The organism is Agrobacterium sp. DKPNP3 (genome assembly GCF_052686535.1).
The window spans coordinates 1-18,582 of the sequence record NZ_JBQYSN010000035.1; the positions used below are offsets into that span (position 1 = coordinate 1).

22 protein-coding genes are annotated in these 18,582 nt (G+C 59.0%); 12 read left to right on the forward strand and 10 right to left on the reverse strand.

The window, feature by feature from the left end; all coding sequences use genetic code 11:
* The coding region (locus ACUTJJ_RS11830; protein WP_445542292.1) for a class I SAM-dependent methyltransferase at positions 1-439 on the reverse strand (439 nt) is incomplete at its 3' end.
* Between the two features lie 142 nt (positions 440-581).
* Between ACUTJJ_RS11830 and ACUTJJ_RS11835 the strand changes: the two genes are divergently transcribed.
* From ACUTJJ_RS11835 to ACUTJJ_RS11855, 5 genes are read left to right on the forward strand one after another with little or no spacing between them, the layout of a single operon-like run.
* Entirely contained in the window at positions 582-1,361 is a 780-nt protein-coding gene (locus tag ACUTJJ_RS11835; RefSeq protein WP_445542293.1) for a ComF family protein, read from the forward strand.
* 60 nt (positions 1,362-1,421) lie between these two features.
* Positions 1,422-1,676, forward strand: a complete 255-nt coding sequence (grxC, locus tag ACUTJJ_RS11840; protein ID WP_003522552.1) for a glutaredoxin 3 — start codon at positions 1,422-1,424, stop codon at positions 1,674-1,676.
* A gap of 30 nt (positions 1,677-1,706) precedes the next feature.
* The gene (locus ACUTJJ_RS11845) at positions 1,707-2,567 is read left to right on the forward strand and encodes a carbon-nitrogen hydrolase family protein (RefSeq protein ID WP_445542294.1); all 861 of its coding nucleotides are present in this window, start codon (positions 1,707-1,709) and stop codon (positions 2,565-2,567) included.
* Complete coding sequence (locus tag ACUTJJ_RS11850; protein WP_445542295.1) at positions 2,564-2,992, forward strand: DUF1178 family protein; 429 nt, start codon at positions 2,564-2,566, stop codon at positions 2,990-2,992. Before ACUTJJ_RS11845 ends, ACUTJJ_RS11850 begins: the two co-directional genes overlap by 4 nt.
* Before the next feature lie 8 nt (positions 2,993-3,000).
* Entirely contained in the window at positions 3,001-3,570 is a 570-nt protein-coding gene (locus ACUTJJ_RS11855; protein ID WP_445542296.1) for a DUF3291 domain-containing protein, read from the forward strand.
* 7 nt (positions 3,571-3,577) lie between these two features.
* Here ACUTJJ_RS11855 and ubiG read toward each other — a convergent pair whose 3' ends face one another.
* Positions 3,578-4,324, reverse strand: coding sequence for a bifunctional 2-polyprenyl-6-hydroxyphenol methylase/3-demethylubiquinol 3-O-methyltransferase UbiG (gene ubiG, locus ACUTJJ_RS11860; protein WP_063950076.1), 747 nt, complete (start codon positions 4,322-4,324; stop codon positions 3,578-3,580).
* 41 nt (positions 4,325-4,365) lie between these two features.
* Here ubiG and ACUTJJ_RS11865 point away from each other — a divergent pair, with 41 nt between their 5' ends.
* Both ACUTJJ_RS11865 and ACUTJJ_RS11870 read left to right on the forward strand, forming a co-directional pair.
* Positions 4,366-4,587 (forward strand): hypothetical protein, encoded by a 222-nt coding sequence (locus tag ACUTJJ_RS11865; RefSeq protein WP_063950075.1) that lies wholly within the window; start codon positions 4,366-4,368, stop codon positions 4,585-4,587.
* A complete protein-coding gene (locus ACUTJJ_RS11870) occupies positions 4,584-5,369 on the forward strand; it encodes an SH3 domain-containing protein (protein WP_445542297.1) in 786 nt (261 codons plus the stop codon). Before ACUTJJ_RS11865 ends, ACUTJJ_RS11870 begins: the two co-directional genes overlap by 4 nt.
* Positions 5,370-5,437: 68 nt before the next feature.
* Here the strand turns inward: ACUTJJ_RS11870 and ACUTJJ_RS11875 are convergent, their stop codons facing one another.
* The gene (locus tag ACUTJJ_RS11875) at positions 5,438-5,692 is read right to left on the reverse strand and encodes a DUF2934 domain-containing protein (protein ID WP_445542298.1); all 255 of its coding nucleotides are present in this window, start codon (positions 5,690-5,692) and stop codon (positions 5,438-5,440) included.
* 292 nt (positions 5,693-5,984) lie between these two features.
* On the opposite strand from ACUTJJ_RS11875, the gene ACUTJJ_RS11880 reads away from it, so the two are divergent.
* The 5 genes from ACUTJJ_RS11880 (at position 5,985) to ACUTJJ_RS11900 (ending at position 11,016) form a co-directional block, all read left to right on the forward strand.
* A complete protein-coding gene (locus tag ACUTJJ_RS11880; RefSeq protein WP_445542299.1) occupies positions 5,985-7,043 on the forward strand; it encodes an enoyl-CoA hydratase/isomerase family protein in 1,059 nt (352 codons plus the stop codon).
* 168 nt (positions 7,044-7,211) lie between these two features.
* A complete protein-coding gene (gene cysP, locus ACUTJJ_RS11885) occupies positions 7,212-8,198 on the forward strand; it encodes a thiosulfate ABC transporter substrate-binding protein CysP (protein WP_144577671.1) in 987 nt (328 codons plus the stop codon).
* A gap of 74 nt (positions 8,199-8,272) precedes the next feature.
* On the forward strand, positions 8,273-9,094 hold the full coding sequence (cysT, locus tag ACUTJJ_RS11890) for a sulfate ABC transporter permease subunit CysT (RefSeq protein WP_445542300.1): 822 nt from the start codon (positions 8,273-8,275) through the stop codon (positions 9,092-9,094).
* A 3-nt stretch (positions 9,095-9,097) separates the two neighbouring features.
* Entirely contained in the window at positions 9,098-9,985 is an 888-nt protein-coding gene (gene cysW / locus ACUTJJ_RS11895; protein ID WP_445542301.1) for a sulfate ABC transporter permease subunit CysW, read from the forward strand.
* Between the two features lie 5 nt (positions 9,986-9,990).
* Positions 9,991-11,016, forward strand: coding sequence for a sulfate/molybdate ABC transporter ATP-binding protein (locus ACUTJJ_RS11900; RefSeq protein WP_445542302.1), 1,026 nt, complete (start codon positions 9,991-9,993; stop codon positions 11,014-11,016).
* A gap of 17 nt (positions 11,017-11,033) precedes the next feature.
* Here the strand turns inward: ACUTJJ_RS11900 and ACUTJJ_RS11905 are convergent, their stop codons facing one another.
* The 7 genes from ACUTJJ_RS11905 to ACUTJJ_RS11935 form a co-directional block, all read right to left on the reverse strand.
* Positions 11,034-12,131 (reverse strand): DNA alkylation repair protein, encoded by a 1,098-nt coding sequence (locus ACUTJJ_RS11905; RefSeq protein WP_445542303.1) that lies wholly within the window; start codon positions 12,129-12,131, stop codon positions 11,034-11,036.
* Positions 12,132-12,308: 177 nt separating this feature from the next.
* Positions 12,309-13,358, reverse strand: coding sequence for a Gfo/Idh/MocA family protein (locus tag ACUTJJ_RS11910; protein WP_063950068.1), 1,050 nt, complete (start codon positions 13,356-13,358; stop codon positions 12,309-12,311).
* Between the two features lie 20 nt (positions 13,359-13,378).
* Positions 13,379-14,164 carry a ThuA domain-containing protein gene (locus ACUTJJ_RS11915; RefSeq protein ID WP_063950067.1) on the reverse strand — a complete coding sequence of 262 codons (786 nt, stop codon included), beginning with the start codon at positions 14,162-14,164 and terminating at the stop codon, positions 13,379-13,381.
* 55 nt (positions 14,165-14,219) lie between these two features.
* The gene (locus ACUTJJ_RS11920; RefSeq protein ID WP_445542304.1) at positions 14,220-15,248 is read right to left on the reverse strand and encodes an ABC transporter ATP-binding protein; all 1,029 of its coding nucleotides are present in this window, start codon (positions 15,246-15,248) and stop codon (positions 14,220-14,222) included.
* A 10-nt stretch (positions 15,249-15,258) separates the two neighbouring features.
* Complete coding sequence (locus ACUTJJ_RS11925) at positions 15,259-16,092, reverse strand: carbohydrate ABC transporter permease (protein ID WP_063950065.1); 834 nt, start codon at positions 16,090-16,092, stop codon at positions 15,259-15,261.
* Positions 16,089-17,063, reverse strand: coding sequence for a carbohydrate ABC transporter permease (locus ACUTJJ_RS11930; protein WP_063950064.1), 975 nt, complete (start codon positions 17,061-17,063; stop codon positions 16,089-16,091). Before ACUTJJ_RS11930 ends, ACUTJJ_RS11925 begins: the two co-directional genes overlap by 4 nt.
* A gap of 63 nt (positions 17,064-17,126) precedes the next feature.
* Complete coding sequence (locus tag ACUTJJ_RS11935; RefSeq protein ID WP_445542305.1) at positions 17,127-18,392, reverse strand: ABC transporter substrate-binding protein; 1,266 nt, start codon at positions 18,390-18,392, stop codon at positions 17,127-17,129.
* Positions 18,393-18,582: the final 190 nt, after the last annotated feature.

Genomic DNA, 18,582 nt, shown 5'->3' on the forward strand with positions numbered 1-18,582 from the left:
GGAGCGTCCCGCTGCCGGGTATCGCGCCGAGAAACAGTCCGTCCGGCTTCAGCGCCCCCCGAATCTGGATCAGCGCACCGGGTGTGTCGTTTGTCAGATGCAGCGCGAGTGGTGAAACGATGAGATTGGCTGAGGCCTCCTCAAGCGGCAGATGCTCCATTGAAGCAGCCTCGGGGATATTACCGTCAGCGGCAAAATAGCGCTCCGTCTCGATGCGATGGATGGTGTCGACCTTGCCGGTCTCGGCCAGGCGCCGGGCCGTAACGCCGTTTCCTCCGTGAAGTTCGATCGCGGTCTCGAACTGACGCTCGACGATGGCAAGCCGGTCGGCCAGTTCCTCCGCTGCCATATCGAGAAGAAATAGCGCCTTGTCATCACGTCTTGCCCACGCCCGACGGCGGTTTTGTTCGATCAGGGCCTGGTCAAAAAGAATATCCATCGTTTTGCCTGCTCGGCCTCAAACGCCTTAGGATTGGCGGGCCGTCTCGTTGTTCCCGTCCCACTTGGGGTGTCGTTATCCGCAGGGGCGGGGTGAACTATCGCTCTCGCAAAGGCACCCGTTCGGCGCTAAAGTCAACCTCATGGGTATCGGTGACAGCCTATTTTCGGGATTGTTATCGGCGTCCGCGATCATGTCGGACGCGGGGCGCGCTGCGTTTCGCATGATCTATCCACCGACCTGTGCTGGCTGCAACTGCATGACCGGCCGGGAAGCCGCTCTATGCGCGGATTGCTGGCGGGATGTGGCCTTTATCGATCGCCCTTTTTGCGAGGTTCTCGGCATACCCTTTGCGCGGGATCACGGACACGGTTTTGTCAGCGCTAAGGCAATTGCCGAGCCGCCTCCCTTTGATCGCCTGCGCAGCGTTGCAAGCCATGATGGTACGGCTCGAAAGCTCGTACACCGGCTGAAGTACCAGGATCGCATCGATCTTGCTCACGTGATGGCGACGTGGATGCTGCGGGCGAGCGACGGAACCGTTGCCGACTGCGATTGCATCATTCCCGTGCCGTTGCATCGCGGCCGCTTCCTTCGTCGCCGCTTCAACCAATCGGCAGAGCTGGCTCGCCATCTGGCCAAGTTATCTGGCAAACCAATGCTCGCGGGCACGCTGCTGCGTGTAAAGCCAACCGAGCGTCAGGTCGGGCTTTCGGCGAACGCCCGGCGAGACAATGTTCGCGGCGCTTTTTCGCTTGCGGCGGGCAGTGAGATGGATGTCCATGGCAAGCGGGTGGTGCTGGTGGATGATGTCTACACCACCGGGGCGACGGTGGGTGCAGCAAGCCGGGTTCTACGCAAGGCCGGTGCGGCGGATGTGACTGTTTTGACCTTTGCAATGGCCATTTCGGAGCCTATATGAAAGCTGAAAGACATGACTTTATCGTGCGGCTTGCCGCGCGTTTGCGAGGGCGTTTAAAACATGGCACCGGTAACGATCTATACGCGGGATTTTTGTGGGTATTGCGCACGCGCCAAGGCACTGCTGGACAGCAAGGGCGTGGATTATGCCGAATATAACGCCACGACCACGCCGGAATACCGGCAGGAGATGATCGAGAAATCCGGCGGCACAACCTTCCCGCAAATCTTCATCAATGGCCAGCATGTGGGTGGCTGCGATGATCTGCACGCACTGGAGCGCGCCGGCAAACTGGACGCGCTGCTGGCCGCCTGATCGGCATCATTTGCGGGCATGGAGGATAGGATGACTTTCAAGGCTGCGGCCATTCAGATGAGTTCGGGTGTGGACACGGCAAAAAATGCTGCGGATATGGAGCGCCTTGTACGGGCGGCCGCGGCGGGGGGGGCCGTCTATGTGCAAACCCCGGAGATGACCGGGGCCATCCAGAAGGACAGGCAGGCGTTGCGCGCGCAGCTACGCGATGACGACGGCGACATCATCGTCGCGACAGCGGCCCGGCTTGCCCGCGATCTCGGGATCCACGTTCATGTCGGCTCGACCGCCATTGCCCGACCCGATGGAAAAATTGCCAATCGCGGATTTTTCTTCGCGCCGGATGGCTCGCGTATCTGCAGCTACGACAAAATCCACATGTTCGATGTTGATCTCGATAATGGTGAGAGCTGGCGCGAAAGTGCTGCTTACGAACCGGGTGAAGTGGCGCGCGTTGCTGATGTACCGCTCGCGAAATTTGGCTTTGCGATCTGCTACGATGTCCGATTTCCGCAGCTTTTCCGGGCGGAAGCGCTTGCGGGCGCAGAAATTCTAACGGTTCCGGCAGCGTTCACCCGACAGACGGGCGAAGCGCATTGGGAGATATTGCTGCGCGCCCGCGCCATCGAGAACGGTGCCTTTGTCATCGCCGCGGCTCAGGCCGGCGTGCACGAGGATGGACGAGTGACTTACGGACACTCGATCATCATAGACCCGTGGGGCAGGGTGCTTTCGATTGCAGGCGGGAGCGGCGAAGAAATCATATTCGCCGAGATCGACACGTCGCTGGTCGCCGCCGCTCGCGGCAAGATACCCAATCTGCGTAATAGCCGCGAGTTCGGCGTCGATACGGTTAATCCCCTGACGCCCGCCGGAGGTCAAGCGGCGTGATACGGTATGCGCTGGCCTGTGAAAAAGGTCATGAGTTTGAGGGTTGGTTTGCGGGTAGCGACGATTTCGACAATCAGTTGCAGCGCGGATTTCTGTCCTGTCCCATCTGCAATTCGCTCCAGGTTTCCAAGACATTAATGGCGCCGTCGGTCTCCACGGCCCGCAGGAAGGAAGAACGCCAGACGCTTGCAATGGACGCTGCCCGGAAAGAAGCGCTCGCAAAAATCCGCGAGGCTGTGGCCACCATTCGCGCCAGCGCAGAGGATGTCGGTGACAAGTTTGCCGAAGAGGCGCGACAAATCCATTACGGCGAGGCGGATGAACGCGGTATCATCGGTAATGCCTCTGTTCAGGAAGCGAAAGCCCTGTTGGAGGAAGGTATCGATATCGCGCCTTTGCCGCTGCTGCCCGACGACGTGAATTGAGTTTGTTGATGCGGCTCGCGATTTATAATTTCGGAATACAGATCGCGCCCTATGACAATCCACGCGTTGCAGGGTTCGCTCGCCGCGAGCCGCTCAACTTCCAGGCGGCAGAACGGTCAGAGGGGTTTATCGCAAGGTCTGGCTATGATGGCGAGCCGGGCCCTCCAAGCTGGGGTGAGCAGGTCTTTCCGCGATTTCTGAAAGAGAACGGTGCCGCGAGCGGCGTCTCGTCCTTGTCACTCTGGCGCGATATTGAATCGGTGGTGGCCTATTCCTACTCGGGAGTACATGCCGAGGCGCTGAAACACGGCAGACACTGGAACATTCCGCAGCAGTGGCCGCCGCTGGTGCTCTGGTGGGTTGACGCCACCCACCAACCGGTATGGTCGCAGGCCGTTGAACGGCTGGAGCATCTGCACGACCAAGGCCCGTCGCCGCGCGCCTTTCACTTCAAGATGCCCTTTGACGCGGATGGTGCTCCAGCTGCGATCAACCGCGGAAGGGTGAAAGACATTGCCGAACGCAACGCTGCCGGGCAGCGGGAACTGCTTGCGCAGGTGCAGGCAATCCCCGTCTGACAGCTCGTTATGCTGGCCGTTTTGCCAGCATCATATAATTGACATCCATATCCGGCGACAGGTTCCAGCGATCCTGCAGGACGTTATAAAAGACACCGGTGCGATGGATGATATCCATGCCGCTTGCTACCAGCGGTCGCTCGAGTTCATCCGGGCGCACAAGCTTTTCATACTGGTGCGTGCCGCGTGGTAACCAACGGAGCACGTTTTCTGCCGCGAAAATTGCCAGTGCGCGGGCTTTGAGCGTGCGGTTGATGGTGGCCGCGAACATGAGGCCGCCGGGGCGTACCATCTTTGCGCAGGTGGTGACAAAGAGGTCGACATTGGCGACGTGCTCGACCACCTCCATGTTGAGAATGACGTCGAAGGATTCGCCCGCTGCCTGCAACTGCTCTGCAGTCACAGCGCGGTAATCGACGCTGACGCCACTCTCCCGGGCATGAGTTGAGGCTATGCCAATATTTTTCTCGGACGGATCGGCGCCGACAACGTCCGCCCCCATGCGCGCGATCGGCTCGGAAAGAAGACCGCCGCCGCAGCCGATATCGAGAACCCGCAGCCCCTCCAGAGGCCGGTGCCCCCTCGGATCGCGACCAAAATTGTCGCAGACACGGTTGCGGATATATTCGAGCCTCACCGGATTGAACTTGTGCAATGGCCGGAACTTGCCCGTCGGGCTCCACCATTCCGCAGCCATCGCGGAAAAACGATCCACCTCGCTCTGATCGACGGTCGTCTGTGCGGTTTCGCTCATGGGTGCTGCTCCATATTGCCGTTTTATTGGAAGTCGGATGATTGGTCTTCGAAGTCAAGACCGGCGGGTTTATTCCCTTGGCATTTTATCGGCGCGGTTTGCCGCAGGTGGAACTGATCAGGTACCTCGTTTGTTTCATGCTGCGTTCATGCAGCAACGCGTATTTTCTGATCGTGGCAGTATGCGAAACGCATGCTCGTCCATCGAAAATGGTGGATGCCGACAAGGGCAAAGCGGGCCTTTGCTTGAGGAGAAAGAAGTGAAGAAAAAATTGTTTGGCGCAATTGCGCTGGTGGCCATGCTCGCCGCGCCGGCTCTTGCCGAGGCTGCGACGCGCGGTTTCGCCACCGCAAATGTAAACATGCGCTCCGGCCCAAGTACGGCCTATCCGGCCGTCGTTGTGATTCCCGTTGGCGCACCGTTGACCGTTCACGGCTGCCTGTCAGACACGCCGTGGTGCGACGTCTCTTTTGTCAATGGTCGTGGTTGGGTCGCCGGTCGTTATATCCAGACGACGTTCCGGCAAAACCGGGTCTACGTCGAGCCCCGTTATTATCGCGATCTCGGCGTTCCGATCATCACCTTCGAAGCCGGCCGCTACTGGGATCGCTACTATCGTGACCGCGATTTCTACCGCGAGCGTGACCGCTGGCGTCGTCCGCCGCCGTCTGGTGGTTATTGGAACGCACCGCCTCCGAGCGCCGGCTGGGACCGCCCACGTCCGCGCGACGAATGGCGGGACGGCCGTCGTGATGACTGGCGTGACGGTCGCCGCGACGAGTGGCGAGATGGCCGCCGGGGAGCGGGGCCGAATGACGGACGCTGGGAACGTCGCAACGGTAACTGGGATCAAGGCGACCGTAATCAGGAGAGGCCGCGTCGGGATGATGATCGCCGGCGCTGGGAAGATCAGAACCGCGACGTTAATCGTGATGTCAATCGCGACCGCCCACGCAACATGCCCGAAAGCCAGCCGCAAGCACCGGGGCCCGGCACCCCTGAAACAGCTTGCATCCTCGGCACTCCTGGGTGCACGTATCGATAAGAAAGAAGCCCGTCTATAGTTCGGCGGGCTTCTTCATTTATGCCGTCTCCTGAGGTCTCGGCGCGTGCCTACTTTGCGGCAGCCTTGCGCGCGCGGCTCTTCGGCTTTGCAGCATTTTCCGCATCAGGCGCGACTTCTGCGACGGCGGCCTTGGGAGCGGCCTTTTTGCGCGTTGCCGGTTTGGTCGCTTCCGACGATTTCAGCAGTGAGAACTCGTGCTTGGCCTGTTCCCAATGGTCGGCGTCACGGCCATGCGGATGGCCTTCCTTTTCCCAAAGTGTGTAGGCCCTTTTGCTGATCCATTCCTGTTCCGAAACCTGCATGCTCGTCTCCAGTTGCTGTTCACAGCGCCTTTGGGAAGGCGACAATCTGCTTGGTCCGGCACGCTCGACAGGAATCAATGCCGGCATTATCAGACCTCATTACACGCCATGACTTTGCGGGCGTCAAGCAAACATGCTGCATCGCAAAATCGGAATTCTGGCATTTCTTACCCGTCAAAGCGGTTTGGGCGAAAGACGTTCCTTAAGGACGAGATCAACGTTGCGTGATTGCATCAAGGCCGCCAGAATGGCTCGATAAATGGCAGCGAAGGAGGCGGTTTTGGAACAGAGAATGAAGGCGCATGCGGAGGTGATCGTCGAGAAGCGAGGAAGGGCCGGAGTCATCAGGCTTAACCGCCCCCAAGCCATCAACAGCCTCACACTCCCGATGGTGCGCGCGCTCTCGCGGGCCTTGCAGCGTTTCGAGGAGGACCCTGACATTTCATGCGCGGTGCTGACCGGGGAGGGGGAGCGGGGCCTCTGCGCCGGTGGCGACGTCCGCATCATTCACGATCTCGGCAAGGCCGGCGACCCGCAGGTGCTGGAGTTTTGGCAGGAAGAGTTTCCGCTCAACTATCGTATCGCCCATTTCAGTAAGCCCTATGTCGCCTTGATGGACGGTATCGTCATGGGCGGCGGCGTCGGCATTTCGGCCCACGGCAGCCACCGCATCGTGACCGAACGCGCCAAACTCGCTATGCCGGAAACCGGGATCGGGTATTTCCCCGACGTCGGTGGGTCATGGCTGCTTCCGAAAGCGCCCGGGGAATGTGGCACATGGTTGGGATTGACGGGAAATGCCATCGGGGCCGCCGATGCCCTTTATGCCGGCTTTGCGGATTATCTTGTTCCTTCACACCGGCTCGATGACTTGGTCCAGGACCTCTCGCAGGCCACGGACCGCGAAGATATCGAGGCGACGATCGGCGCTTACGTTGCGCAGGCTGGTGAAAGCATCTTGCAGGCAAATCAGAATACCGTCGACGCGACATTTGGCTTCGACACCATCGAGGAGATTGTCGCTGCGCTGTCGGCACGACAGGATGCATTTTCGCGCGAAACGCTGGAGGTTCTCCAAAAGCGATCCCCGACGAGCCTGAAACTGACGCTGAGACTACTACGCCTCGGGCGGGAGAGCATGAGCCTCATCGAATGCCTGGAACGGGAATTCGCCGCTGGCACGGAAATATTGCGGCAGCACGATTTTTATGAGGGCGTACGCGCCGCGCTGATCGATAAAGACCGTAACCCCCGCTGGCGACCTGCACGGCTGGAGGAAGTGCGGGAGGTGGATTTGGAACCCTATCTTGCCGGGCATTCCGGCAATCTGTTTCCCGATCATCGCCTCTGAGCGTTGCAAAACAAATCCCACTTCCTGATCTAAATGAAATGGCCGCCTGCCGGACCTCGATTCTTTAGGCGATATTTCCGATTAAGTCATCGGTCGGGAATTTCTGTTTCTCGCTGATGTTGAGGCTCGCCGCTATTGTGGGCGCCATTCGAATTGCCGGGGGTATTCATGAAACGTCTTCTCATTATCGGTACTGCCATCGCCGCACTATTTGCAGGTGCAGCGCAGGCGCAGGCTCCGACCACCATTCTCAATGCGTCTTATGATGTCGCCCGTGAAGTGTTCGCAGCCGAGAACGAGGCGTTCATCAAGCAGCACCCTGGTGTTACCGTCGATCAGTCGCATGCCGGCACCTCCAAGCAGGCCCGCGCTATCGTTGAGGGCCTGGAGGCGGATGTGGTCACCTTCAATCAGGTGACGGATGTCGACTTTCTGGTGAAGCAGGGTTTCGTTTCCGCCGACTGGAAAAAGGATTTTCCGAACGACGCTTCGCCGTTTTACTCTTTTCCCTCTTTCCTCGTGCGCGCTGGTAACCCCAAGGGCATCAAGGACTGGGACGATCTTGCCCGCGACGATGTGAAAGTGGTTTTCCCCAATCCTAAAACCTCTGGTAACGCCCGCTATACCTATCTTGCCGCCACAGCTTACGCCAAGGAGAAGTTCAACGGCGATGAGAAGAAGGTGCAGGAGTTCGTCAAGAAAATCTTCGACAACACGCCAGTGTTCGACACTGGAGGCCGCGCCGCCACCACGACCTTCGTTGAACGTGAAATCGGTGATGTGCTGATCACGTTCGAAGCCGAGACACGCGGCATTGCCAAGCAATATGGAGCCGACAAGGTGGAAGGCGTTGTGCCCTCCGTCAGCCTGCTCGCCGAATTCCCTGTCGCCGTGGTGGACAAGGTGGTCGACAAGCGCGGTTCGCGTGAGCTGGCGAAAAGCTATCTCGACTTCCTCTATACCGAAGAAGGCCAGCGTATCGCTGCCGAGTTCGGCCATCGTGTCCACGACGAAAAAGTCGTCGGCGAATTTAAGGACAAGTTCCCTGCCATTCGCCTCGTTAACGTCAACGATGTCTTCGGCGGCTGGGACAAAATCCAGAAAGAGCATTTTGCATCCGGCGCGACGCTTGATACGCTTTACGGCAGCCGCTAATCACAGCGACAAGCAACAAGTACAAGACCCGGCGGGACACTGCCGGGTCGTTTTATGATTAATGGGGGCGCGGTTTGAAGCGGAATGTTCTGCCGGGACTTAAATTGTCCCTTGGCGTAACTCTCACCTACGTCGCCATTATCGTGCTTCTGCCTCTCTCGGCGCTGGTCTTCAAGGCGGCAAGCCTCGGACCTGCCGAGTATTGGTCGATCATCTCGTCGCCGCGCGCTGTTGCAAGCTATCGTGTTACGGTTGTCTGCGCTCTCGCTGCCACCCTCTTCAATGTCGTGTTTGGCCTTGCCCTTGCCTGGGTGCTCACGCGCTATCGCTTTCCGGGGTGGCGTCTCGTCGACGCCATTGTCGATCTGCCCTTTGCGCTTCCCACGGCCGTCGCCGGTATTGCGCTGACGACGTTGTTTGCGGGCAATGGCTGGTTTGGCTCGGTTCTGTCCCAATTGGGCATCAAGGTCGCCTATACGCCGCTCGGCATTATGGTGGCCATGGCCTTCACCAGCCTCCCCTTCATTGTGCGCACCGTTCAGCCGGTGCTGGAAGACCTCGACCCGGCACTGGAGGAAGCAGCACAGTCGCTTGGCGGCTCGGACATGGAGATTTTCCGCAAGGTCATTCTGCCATTGCTGACGCCGGCGCTGCTTGCCGGTCTCTCACTCTCCTTTGCCCGTAGCCTTGGTGAATTCGGCGCGATCATCTTCATCGCGGGCAACCAGCCCTTGTCGACGGAGATCACGGCGCTGCTGATCTTTATCCGGCTGGAGGAATATGATTATCAGGCCGCGGCCGCGATCGCGTCAGTTCTGCTCATCACCGCATTCGTCATGCTGGCTTTGACCAACTTTCTACAGTCGCGCGCCTTGCGTTACACGGTGAGGAGCTAAGCCATGAGCACCGTTTCTTCGCACCGCAAACCGCCGCGCGTTGGTGATGCCCCATGGGTGCGCCGCAGCCTCGTCGCCTTCGTGCTCATCATTGGCGCCGTGCTGGTGGTGGCGCCGCTTGTCATCATCGGCGTCGAAGCGTTTTCGCAGGGCTGGAAAGCCTATTCGGCCACCATCACACATCCCGATACCCGCCACGCCATCATGTTGACAGTTCTGACGGCGCTGATCGCGGTGCCCGTCAACACCGCCTTCGGCATTGCGGCGGCCTGGTCCATCACGAAGTTTGATTTCCCCGGCAGACGCTTTCTGTTGGTATTGATCGAGATACCTTTCTCCATTTCCCCCATCGTTGCGGGTGTCGCCTATCTCTTCGTGTATGGCCTGCAGGGCCTTTTCGGCGCGTTCCTCGATGCCCATGATATCAAGATACTGTTTGCGCTGCCCGGCATCGTCATCGCCTCGATGTTCGTGACCGCACCCTTTGTGGCGCGAGAACTTATCCCGCTGATGCAGGCGCAGGGCCGCGATCTCGAAGAGGCGGCGACTTCGCTTGGTGCCTCCGGGTGGCGCACCTTCTTTTCGGTGACCTTGCCGAACATCAAATGGGCGCTGCTTTATGGCGTCGTGTTGTGCAATGCCCGCGTCATGGGTGAATTCGGTGCTGTGTCTGTGGTCTCCGGCAATATTCGCGGCCAGACAAACACGCTGCCGCTGCATATCGAGCTGCTGTATCACGATTACCAGACGGCCGGCGCCTTTGCGTCAGCCTCCATCCTTGCCTTGCTCGCCGTGGTCACCATCATTGCAAAAATGGCGCTGGAGCAACGCGGTGCCGGCCGCGGGCGTAAAAAGACCAACGGCGATGCCGCCATCGCTACGGAGACCTGATTTCAATGAAAATCCGCCTCGAAAATGTAGTGAAGACCTTCGATACCTTCCGCGCCGTGCGCGATGTTTCCCTGGATATCGAAAGTGGCGAGCTTCTCGCCCTGCTCGGTCCCTCCGGCTCCGGCAAGACGACGATTTTGCGCATGGTGGCCGGCCTCGAATATAGCGATGGCGGTCGCATCCTTTTTGGGGACGAGGACGCGACCAATATTCCGGTGCGCGACCGCGGTGTCGGCTTCGTGTTCCAACATTATGCGTTGTTTCCGCATATGACACTGAATGAAAACATCGCCTTCGGCATGAAGGTCTCGAAGATAAAGCGCGGCCGGGCGGCGATCGATGCCCGCGTGCAGGAGCTGCTGCGCCTTGTGAAGCTTGAGGGTCTCGGCGACCGTTTTCCGGCGCAGATATCCGGCGGGCAGCGACAGCGGGTTGCCTTGGCGCGCGCTCTTTCGGTCGATCCGAAGGTGCTGCTGCTGGACGAACCCTTCGGGGCGCTGGATGCCAATGTGCGTCGCGACCTGCGGCGCTGGCTTCGTGAGATCCATTCCGAACTTGGCATTACCACGATCTTCGTGACCCACGATCAGGAAGAGGCGCTCGATCTTGCCGACCGCGTGGTCATTCTCAACCAGGGGGAGATCGTGCAGCAGGGCACGCCGAAAGAGGTTTGCCGCCAACCCAACAGCTCGTTTGTCATGCGTTTCCTCGGCGATGCCAACCGCGTGCCCGGTGTGGCGCGGGGCGGAAAAATCTATGTCGGCGATAACGAGCTGCCTTTCTCTTATGGCCAGGGCGACGGTGCCGTTGATATCTATGCCCGACCGGGTGATCTCGAATGGGAGGATCTCCATGAGGGCATTCCCGCCTCCGTGGAGCGTGTTCTCGACCGCGCCGGGGAAAGACGGGTGATTGTCAGCACCGATGGCGGGGACATTCTCGAGTTCGACGTGCCGCCGGAAAACGACGTCACGGCGGGTGATCGCGGTTCCGTCATCATCCGCCGGGCAAAGATTTTCCCGGCGGCGTAAAAGGTAAAAGACCGGCTTCAGACCAGAAGTTCGAAAGCGCTGTCGGCGGCGAGCCTGCCATTGATCATAAGGTCGACCCTGTGGGTGCCGGCATAATGTTTGCGGGTGGTGAAATCCCTGGTGGCGCGGCTGATCGACAGCGCGCAGGTTTCGCCGGGCTGAAGCTCGACTTCCTTCCATTTGAAGACCTTGGCGGACGTGCCGCCGCTCTTCTTCACGTAGTGGACGGCGTAGTCGATCACCAGTTTCTGCGGGCTCTTCGCCGTCGACGTGAAAGAGGTTGCAATCCGCACCGGATTGCCAAGAACAACCTTGTCCGGCGATACCTGAAAAGACGCGAGCGCAATCTGCGCCTCACCATGCGCACCCAGATGGGCGAGTGCTGCGGCATCGCCTTTCTTGATAAGGGTGCGAAGGGCCTGCCGCATGATCCAGCGCGTATTCGGGTCGTCTTTCGGCCAGGTGTCGATCAGCGCCAGTACGAAGTCGGGATTGTCCTTGGTAATATCGTTCAGGTGATTGGCGACGGATTTACGCACATAAAGCGCCTCGTCCGCTTTCAGGGCGTCCAGGATAGCGGTGACGGGAGAGGGATCGACAACGAGCGATTTAAGCTGGAACGACCAGGGAAGCCGAGGCCGACAACCTTCGCTCGCCAGCCGCCTGACATGCTCGTTATCATGTTGCGTCCATGTTTCCATCACAGCGATAGTACGCGCGATATCCTTCTGCAGAAAATGCCGTATGGCGAATTCCGAAGAGCCGAAACGCGTGAAATATTGCAGTGCCTCCATGGAGAGATCAAAATCATTTAGGCCGTACAGTGCGACATATTCCGGCAGCGAAATGGAGGCAAAACCATTGCCGATGCCAGGAGCTGTAGCGCTGAGAATCTCAATATTGCGAGCATAGTCCCCGGGAAGAGTTGCGTGCAGGCTGGTCGCCACCTGGCGCATGCGCTGCATGATCCCAAGCGCCTCGAGATTCGCCGTCGCAAGCGCCATGAAGGCGGACACGTCGAAGGGCGGATAAACAGCTTTGGTCTGATCAGCGATATGCTGCAGTTTTTCGCGGTTGAAGATTTCCTTCAGTGCGGGCGCCGCCGTGTCGCTCATAAGACCTCCGGTAGTTCACTTTTTGTTCTTTTAGCCTTGGGAAGGTTTGAAGGCAAGTTGCGAAACCGGAGAGCAACAGAATATTGAGATTTGTGGTGGGAGCGAGTGCGCGGAGTTCCCATCAGACATGATCAGGAAGCGTTCGAGCGGCGGCTCGCGCCACCGCTCTTTCGCAGATCAAGCAGAAACGGCCAGCTCGCGGCGCTCCCGATCGGCGATGATCGACAGATCGAGCACCTTTTGCAGGTTTGCGGCGTGGCGGAAGTCTGGATCAGCGACGCCGCCTTCCATAACGGCCTTGGCGAACTTTTCGTAGTTGGTGGGCACGGGATCGACATCGATCGTCTTCCAGATCGCTTTTTCGACGTCTTCGCCGATGCACGCACGCAGACTTGAATAATCAGGCGTGTGGATCACCTCAAGCGCGCCCTTGTCGCCGTGGATGCGCAGGCGAAGCTCGTTCAGGTGGCCGGTTGCCCAGCGGCTGGCATGGATGACGCCCATGGCCCCGTTTTCCAGTTCGGCGGTCATGGTGAAGCTGTCGTTGGCGTCGAGATCGTAAGCGCCAATTTTGTTGCCTTCATATTTGTCGAAGGTCTTCAGGCGCGTGAAGATGCGCTCCACATCGCTGCCAGCACCATAGGAGGCGAAGTCGAGGATGTGGATGCCAACGTCGCCGAGCACGCCGTTCGAGCCATGCTTGGTGGAAAGCCGCCAAAGCCACTTACTTTCCGTCATCCAGTCGCCCCAGGCCTTGGAAACGAGCCAGCTTTGGAGGTATGAGGCCTCGAGATGGCGTACCTTGCCGATCTTGCCTGAAAGCACCATCTCGCGTGCCGCCTGAAGTGGGGCGACATTGCGATAGGTGAGGTTGACCATGGCCACGAGCCCGGCCTTTTCGGCAGCATCGGCCATTTCCGCAGCGTTGGCATAGTTTTCCGCAAGCGGTTTCTCGCAGAAGACGTGCTTGCCCGCGGCAAGGAGTTTCAAACTCGTGGGATGATGAATGGCGTCCGGCGTGACATTGGCCGCCGCATCGAATTCGCCCCAGGCGATCGCATCATCGAGAGAAGTGAATGACAGCGGTATGTTATGGCGCAGCGCGAATGCCCGCACCACCACATCGTCCACATCCACCGCCGCGACAAGTTCAACGCCAGCGATTTGCGAGAAGTAGGTGGCGTGATTGTTCGCCATGCCACCGGTTCCAAGAATGAGAAGTCTCATGGCCAGTTATCTCCAAGCCCTTATCTATAACCTGCTTCGCCCGCCTTGTGCAGCTTCGGACCGCGTTCTTCGATCGGCTCCAGCGCCTGATCGACGGGGACGTTGGGAGCGGTGTGGATGCTCTTCAGGGCGCCGGCCGGGTTATAGGCCCATTTGACCGAGTTGCTGATGACCTTCTGGACGTTGGCGTCATGGTAGGTCGGATAGGTTTCATGCCCAGGACGGAAATAGAAAATGTTGCCAGCCCCACGCCGCCAGGTCAGTCCGGAACGGAAGACCTCGCCGCCCTGGAACCAAGAAATAAAGACGGTTTCCAATGGTTCCGGTACCGAGAACTGTTCGCCATACATTTCTTCGTTCTCAAGCTCAAAATGTTCAGGCAGACCAGCGGCAATCGGGTGGCGCGGATTGATCGTCCACAGGCGCTCGCGTTCACCTGCCTCACGCCATTTCAGCGCGCAGGGCGTGCCCATCAGCCGCTTGAAGGGCTTGGAGAAGTGGCCGGAATGCAGGACGATGAGACCCATGCCTTCCCAGACCCGCTTGGCAACGCGCTCGACGATCTCATCCTGTACGGCGCCATGATCCTTGTGGCCCCACCAGACCAGAACGTCGGTGTTGTCGAGACGCTCCTGCGAAAGCCCGTGTTCCGGCTCTTGCAGTGTGGCGGTAGTGGCGTTGATCTCCGCGTCCTGGTTCAGAGCGTCGGCAATCGTGTTGTGCATGCCGTTTGGATAGATCGAACGCACCGTTTCATTGATGTGTTCGTGAATATTTTCGCCCCATACAACGGTGTTGATGGCCATTCTCATGCTCCTTGGTGAAAGCCGGCTCCTTGGGGTGACCGGCAAAAGTGAAATATCAGGCAGCACCCCGGGCGGGGTTGCGGGAAAGCGCCCTGCCTTCAGCGTCAAAACGGTGGATTTGCGCCGCATCCGGCACAATAGTGATGCGTTCCCCTGCCTGTCGGCCTGTCACGCCCTCTTCGCGAACGACGACCGGCTCGCCAGAGCCGATCTCGACATAGATGTAGCTGTCAGATCCCAACATCTCCGAATGAACGATCTCGCCATTCCAACCGTTCCCGTCCGTTGTGATGGCAATATGTTCAGGGCGGATGCCAATGGTCTTCGCGCCCTCGGTTTCGGCATATTTGCCCGCCAGAAAGTTCATCTTCGGCGAGCCGATGAAGCCCGCGACGAAGGTGTTGACGGGGCTCTCGTATAGCTCGAGCGGCGTGCCGATCTGCTCGACACGGCCATCGCGCAACACGCAGATGCGGTCGGCGAGCGTCATGGCCTCCACCTGATCATGCGTGACATAGATCATCGTCGTATCATGCATTTCGCGGTGCAGCTTGGCGATTTCCAGGCGGGTTGCGACGCGCAGCGCTGCATCGAGGTTGGAGAGCGGTTCATCGAAGAGGAAGACCTTGGGATCGCGCACGATGGCGCGGCCGATGGCGACGCGCTGACGCTGGCCGCCGGAGAGCTGCTTTGGCAGACGCTCCAGATAAGGCGTGAGTTGCAGCATCTCGGCAGCCGCCTCCACGCGCTTGCGCCGCTGCTCCTTGTCTGCACCGGATAGTTTCATGCCGAACGCCATGTTTTCGAACACGGTCATATGCGGATAAAGCGCATAGGACTGGAAGACCATGGCGACGCCGCGCTTGGCGGGTGGCAGACGGTTCACGGTTTCGCCGTCGAAGGACAGCGTACCGCCGGTGATTTCTTCCAGCCCGCAAATGAGGCGCAGAAGGGTGGACTTGCCGCAGCCGGAGGGACCGACAAAGACCATGAACTCGCCGGAGCGAATATCCATGTCGATGCCCTTGATGACATCGAAGGCGCCGAAGGATTTGCGAAGATCGCGCAGTTGAATGGTGGTCATGAAATTTCTCCTAGCCTTTGACGCCGCCGGCGGTGAGGCCGGAGATGATGCGTCGCTGGAAGATCAGAACGAGGACAACGAGCGGAGCGGTGACGATGACGGACGCTGCCATAATCGTTCCCCACGGGATTTCGAACTGCGAGCCGCCAGACAGAAGAGCAATGGCGACGGGCACAGTGCGCTGCTCGTTGGATGAGGTGAAGGTGAGCGCGAAGAGGAATTCGTTCCACGCTGCGATGAAGGCGAGAAGCCCTGTCGTAACGAGTGCGGGCCACATCAGTGGCATGAAGACCTGGGTGATGATGACCCATGGTGTCGCGCCATCCACGATCGCCGCTTCCTCGATCTCGATCGGCAGGTCGCGCATGAAGGTCGTCAAGACCCAGACCGTGAAAGGCAGGGTGAAGATCATGTAGGAAAAGATCAGCGCGAGCGGCGTGTTGAAGATGCCGGCCCAGCGGATCAATTCGAACAGGCCGGCGAGGACGGCGATCTGCGGAAACATCGAAACCGAAAGGATGGTGAGCAGCAGTAGCGCGCGGCCGCGGAAGCGGACACGAGCCAGCGCATAGGATGCCGTAACCGCCAGAAACAGCGACAGGATGACCACGGACGACGCAACCAGCAACGAATTGCCGAGATTGCGCAGGAAGGTGCCATTGCCGATGACGAAGTTGTAGTTGGTAAGCGAAAATTCGCGCGGCCAGTAATTGACTTGGAACAGGGCTGAACCGGATTTCAGACTGGTCAGGATCGCGTAATAGAAGGGGAATACCGAGATCACCATGATAACGGCGACCAGCGCATAAAAAGCGGTGGTTTTCAGGATGTTTGGCATTGTCATCGCTGGGCTCCATCCGTGTTAACGCGCCCGAGCCACATATAGATGACCGTGATCGAGGCGATGATGAGGAACAGCATGGTGGAGGCGGCCGCGCCATAGGCGAACTTGTCGAAATCGAACAGGTTCTCGCGTGCGAGCACGGACATGGTGCGCGTCTGGGCGTTATTCGGCGTCAAGATGTAGATCAGGTCGAACACGCGCATCGCATCCAGCATGCGGAAGATCACGGCGACCATCAGCGCCGGACGGATCATTGGCAGGGTGACACGGAAGAACACCTTGACGGGATGAATCCCATCCACCTTCGCTGCCTCATACATATCCTTCGGCACCATCTGAAGACCGGCGAGAATGAGAAGCGCCATGAAGGGCGTGGTCTTCCAGATGTCGACGATCAAGACGGCGACCATCGCGGTTTCGGGATTGGCCGTCCAGGCGATCTTGTTGGAGATCAGCCCCAGATTGAGGAACAGGTCGTTCAATATGCCGAACTGGTCGTTCAGCATCCATGCCCACATCTGCGCGGAGACAATGGTGGGGATCGCCCAGGGAACGAGAATGGCTGCACGCACGAGACCGCGGCCCTTGAATTCGGCATTCAGCACCAATGCGACGATTAGTCCGAGCACCGTTTCGAGGCTGACGGAGACGACAGTGAATTTCAGCGTATTGACAACCGCACCCCACCAGGCGGGGTCGGCAAGCAGGCCGCGATAGATCGTGCGGCCGCTGCTGAGCGTGATCCAGGTGAGGTAGTTCTTGAGGCCGACAAATTGCGCGCCTTCGAGATTGGTCAGCGACGCATCGGTAAGACTGAACCAGACGGTGCGCACGAGCGGCCAACCGGCCACCAGCGCCAGAACCAGAAATGTGGGGGCCAGAAACAGCCAGGCGGATTTCAGTCGTTCCGACTGCAGGTCGGAGCCGGTGCCGGAAGCCGCGACCGGCCTTTGAAGGGCGATGTCGTTCATGAAGATATCTCGCGGTTTGGGCACGGGAGATGATCAGGCGTGACCGCCTCCCGTGCGGGCGGGTTACCAGCCGTTGCCTTTGAGATCGGTCAGTTCGACCTCGAGAAGCTCGAGATTTTCCGCCGCCGTACCGTTGCCGGAGAGCGTGTTGTGCACGGCGCCCCAGAACTTGGCCGAAACCTCATTGTATTTTACCTTGGCGGAGGCGGAAGGGCGGGGAACAGCGGTCTCGAAGATCGGCTTCCACGTGGGCATGAAGGGCTGCGCCGCCGCAACATCCTTGTCGTCGTAGAGCGAGGCGATCGTCGGCATGTTGGAAAGCTGCACGGCGCGCATCTTCTGGGTGTCCTTGGACGCCATGAATTTCACCAGCTGGATGGCCGCTTCCTGGTTGGCAGAGTATTTCGAGACCGCGAGGTTCCAGCCGCCGAGCGTCGAGGCCGGTGCTTCGCCTTCTGCGCCAGCCGGCAGCGGGGTGACGCCGAACTTGCCCTTGATGGCGCTATCGTCGCCATTGCCAAGCGCGTAGGCGTATGGCCAGTTGCGCATGAAGACGGAATTGCCGGTCTGCCAGACGCCGCGCGCTTCCTCTTCCTTGTAGGCAAGCACGCCCTGGGGCGCGATGGTGCCGACCCAGCCTTTGGCGGTTTCGATGGCCGCGGCGGCCTTTTCATTGTTGACGGAGATATCGCCATTTGTTTCTACGATGTGCCCACCGCCGGCTGAGGCGATCCATTCCAGCGCGTTGCAGGTTAGACCCTCATAGGCGCTGCCCTGGAAAACAAAACCCCAGAGGTCCTTCTGGCCGGCCGCGCGCTCCTTCTCCTGAATTTCCTTGGCGGTTTCGCTGAGTTCCTTCCAGGTCTTCGGTGGCTGCTTGCCGTATTTTTCGAGAAGGTCCTTGCGATAGAACAGTGCCGGCGCGTCGGTAAACATCGGCATGGCAACGAGTTTGCCGTCCACCGTCTGAGAGGCGACGATCGAGGGGAAATGATCTCCGATGACATCCTTGGTCGCTGCCGTCAGATCCACGAACTGGTCTGCCAATTGCGGCGCCCAGATAACGTCCGTCTGGTAGACGTCGACGTCCTTGTTGCCGGCGGCAAGCCAAAGCCGGTACTGGCTGAATTGTTCGCTCGAAGAAGAAGGCATGGTCACCAGATTGACCTTGTGCCCGCTTTCTCTTTCGAAGGCAGCAATCCGTTCGCGGAAAAATGCGACGTTCTTTCCGGTGGAATTCGCAGCGATGGAAATCTCCGCCGCCTGCACCGAAACAGCAGCGGAAAGTACGCTGCCGCACAGGAACAAAGTCTTGATTGAAATATTCATTGTCAAACTCCTCCGTTGACGCTCCCGATTGTCCTCAAAATTGAAAGCGCTTTTGACTGGCGCGAGGCTCTCAAAAGCCGAGCAATCTGTCAATACTCTTTCTAACTCACTGGAAATCGGGCGATTTCGTTCGCGATTTTCGATGTTTGCCTTTCAGGGAGATCAACTGTAAGGTTTCAGATGGAAGAAA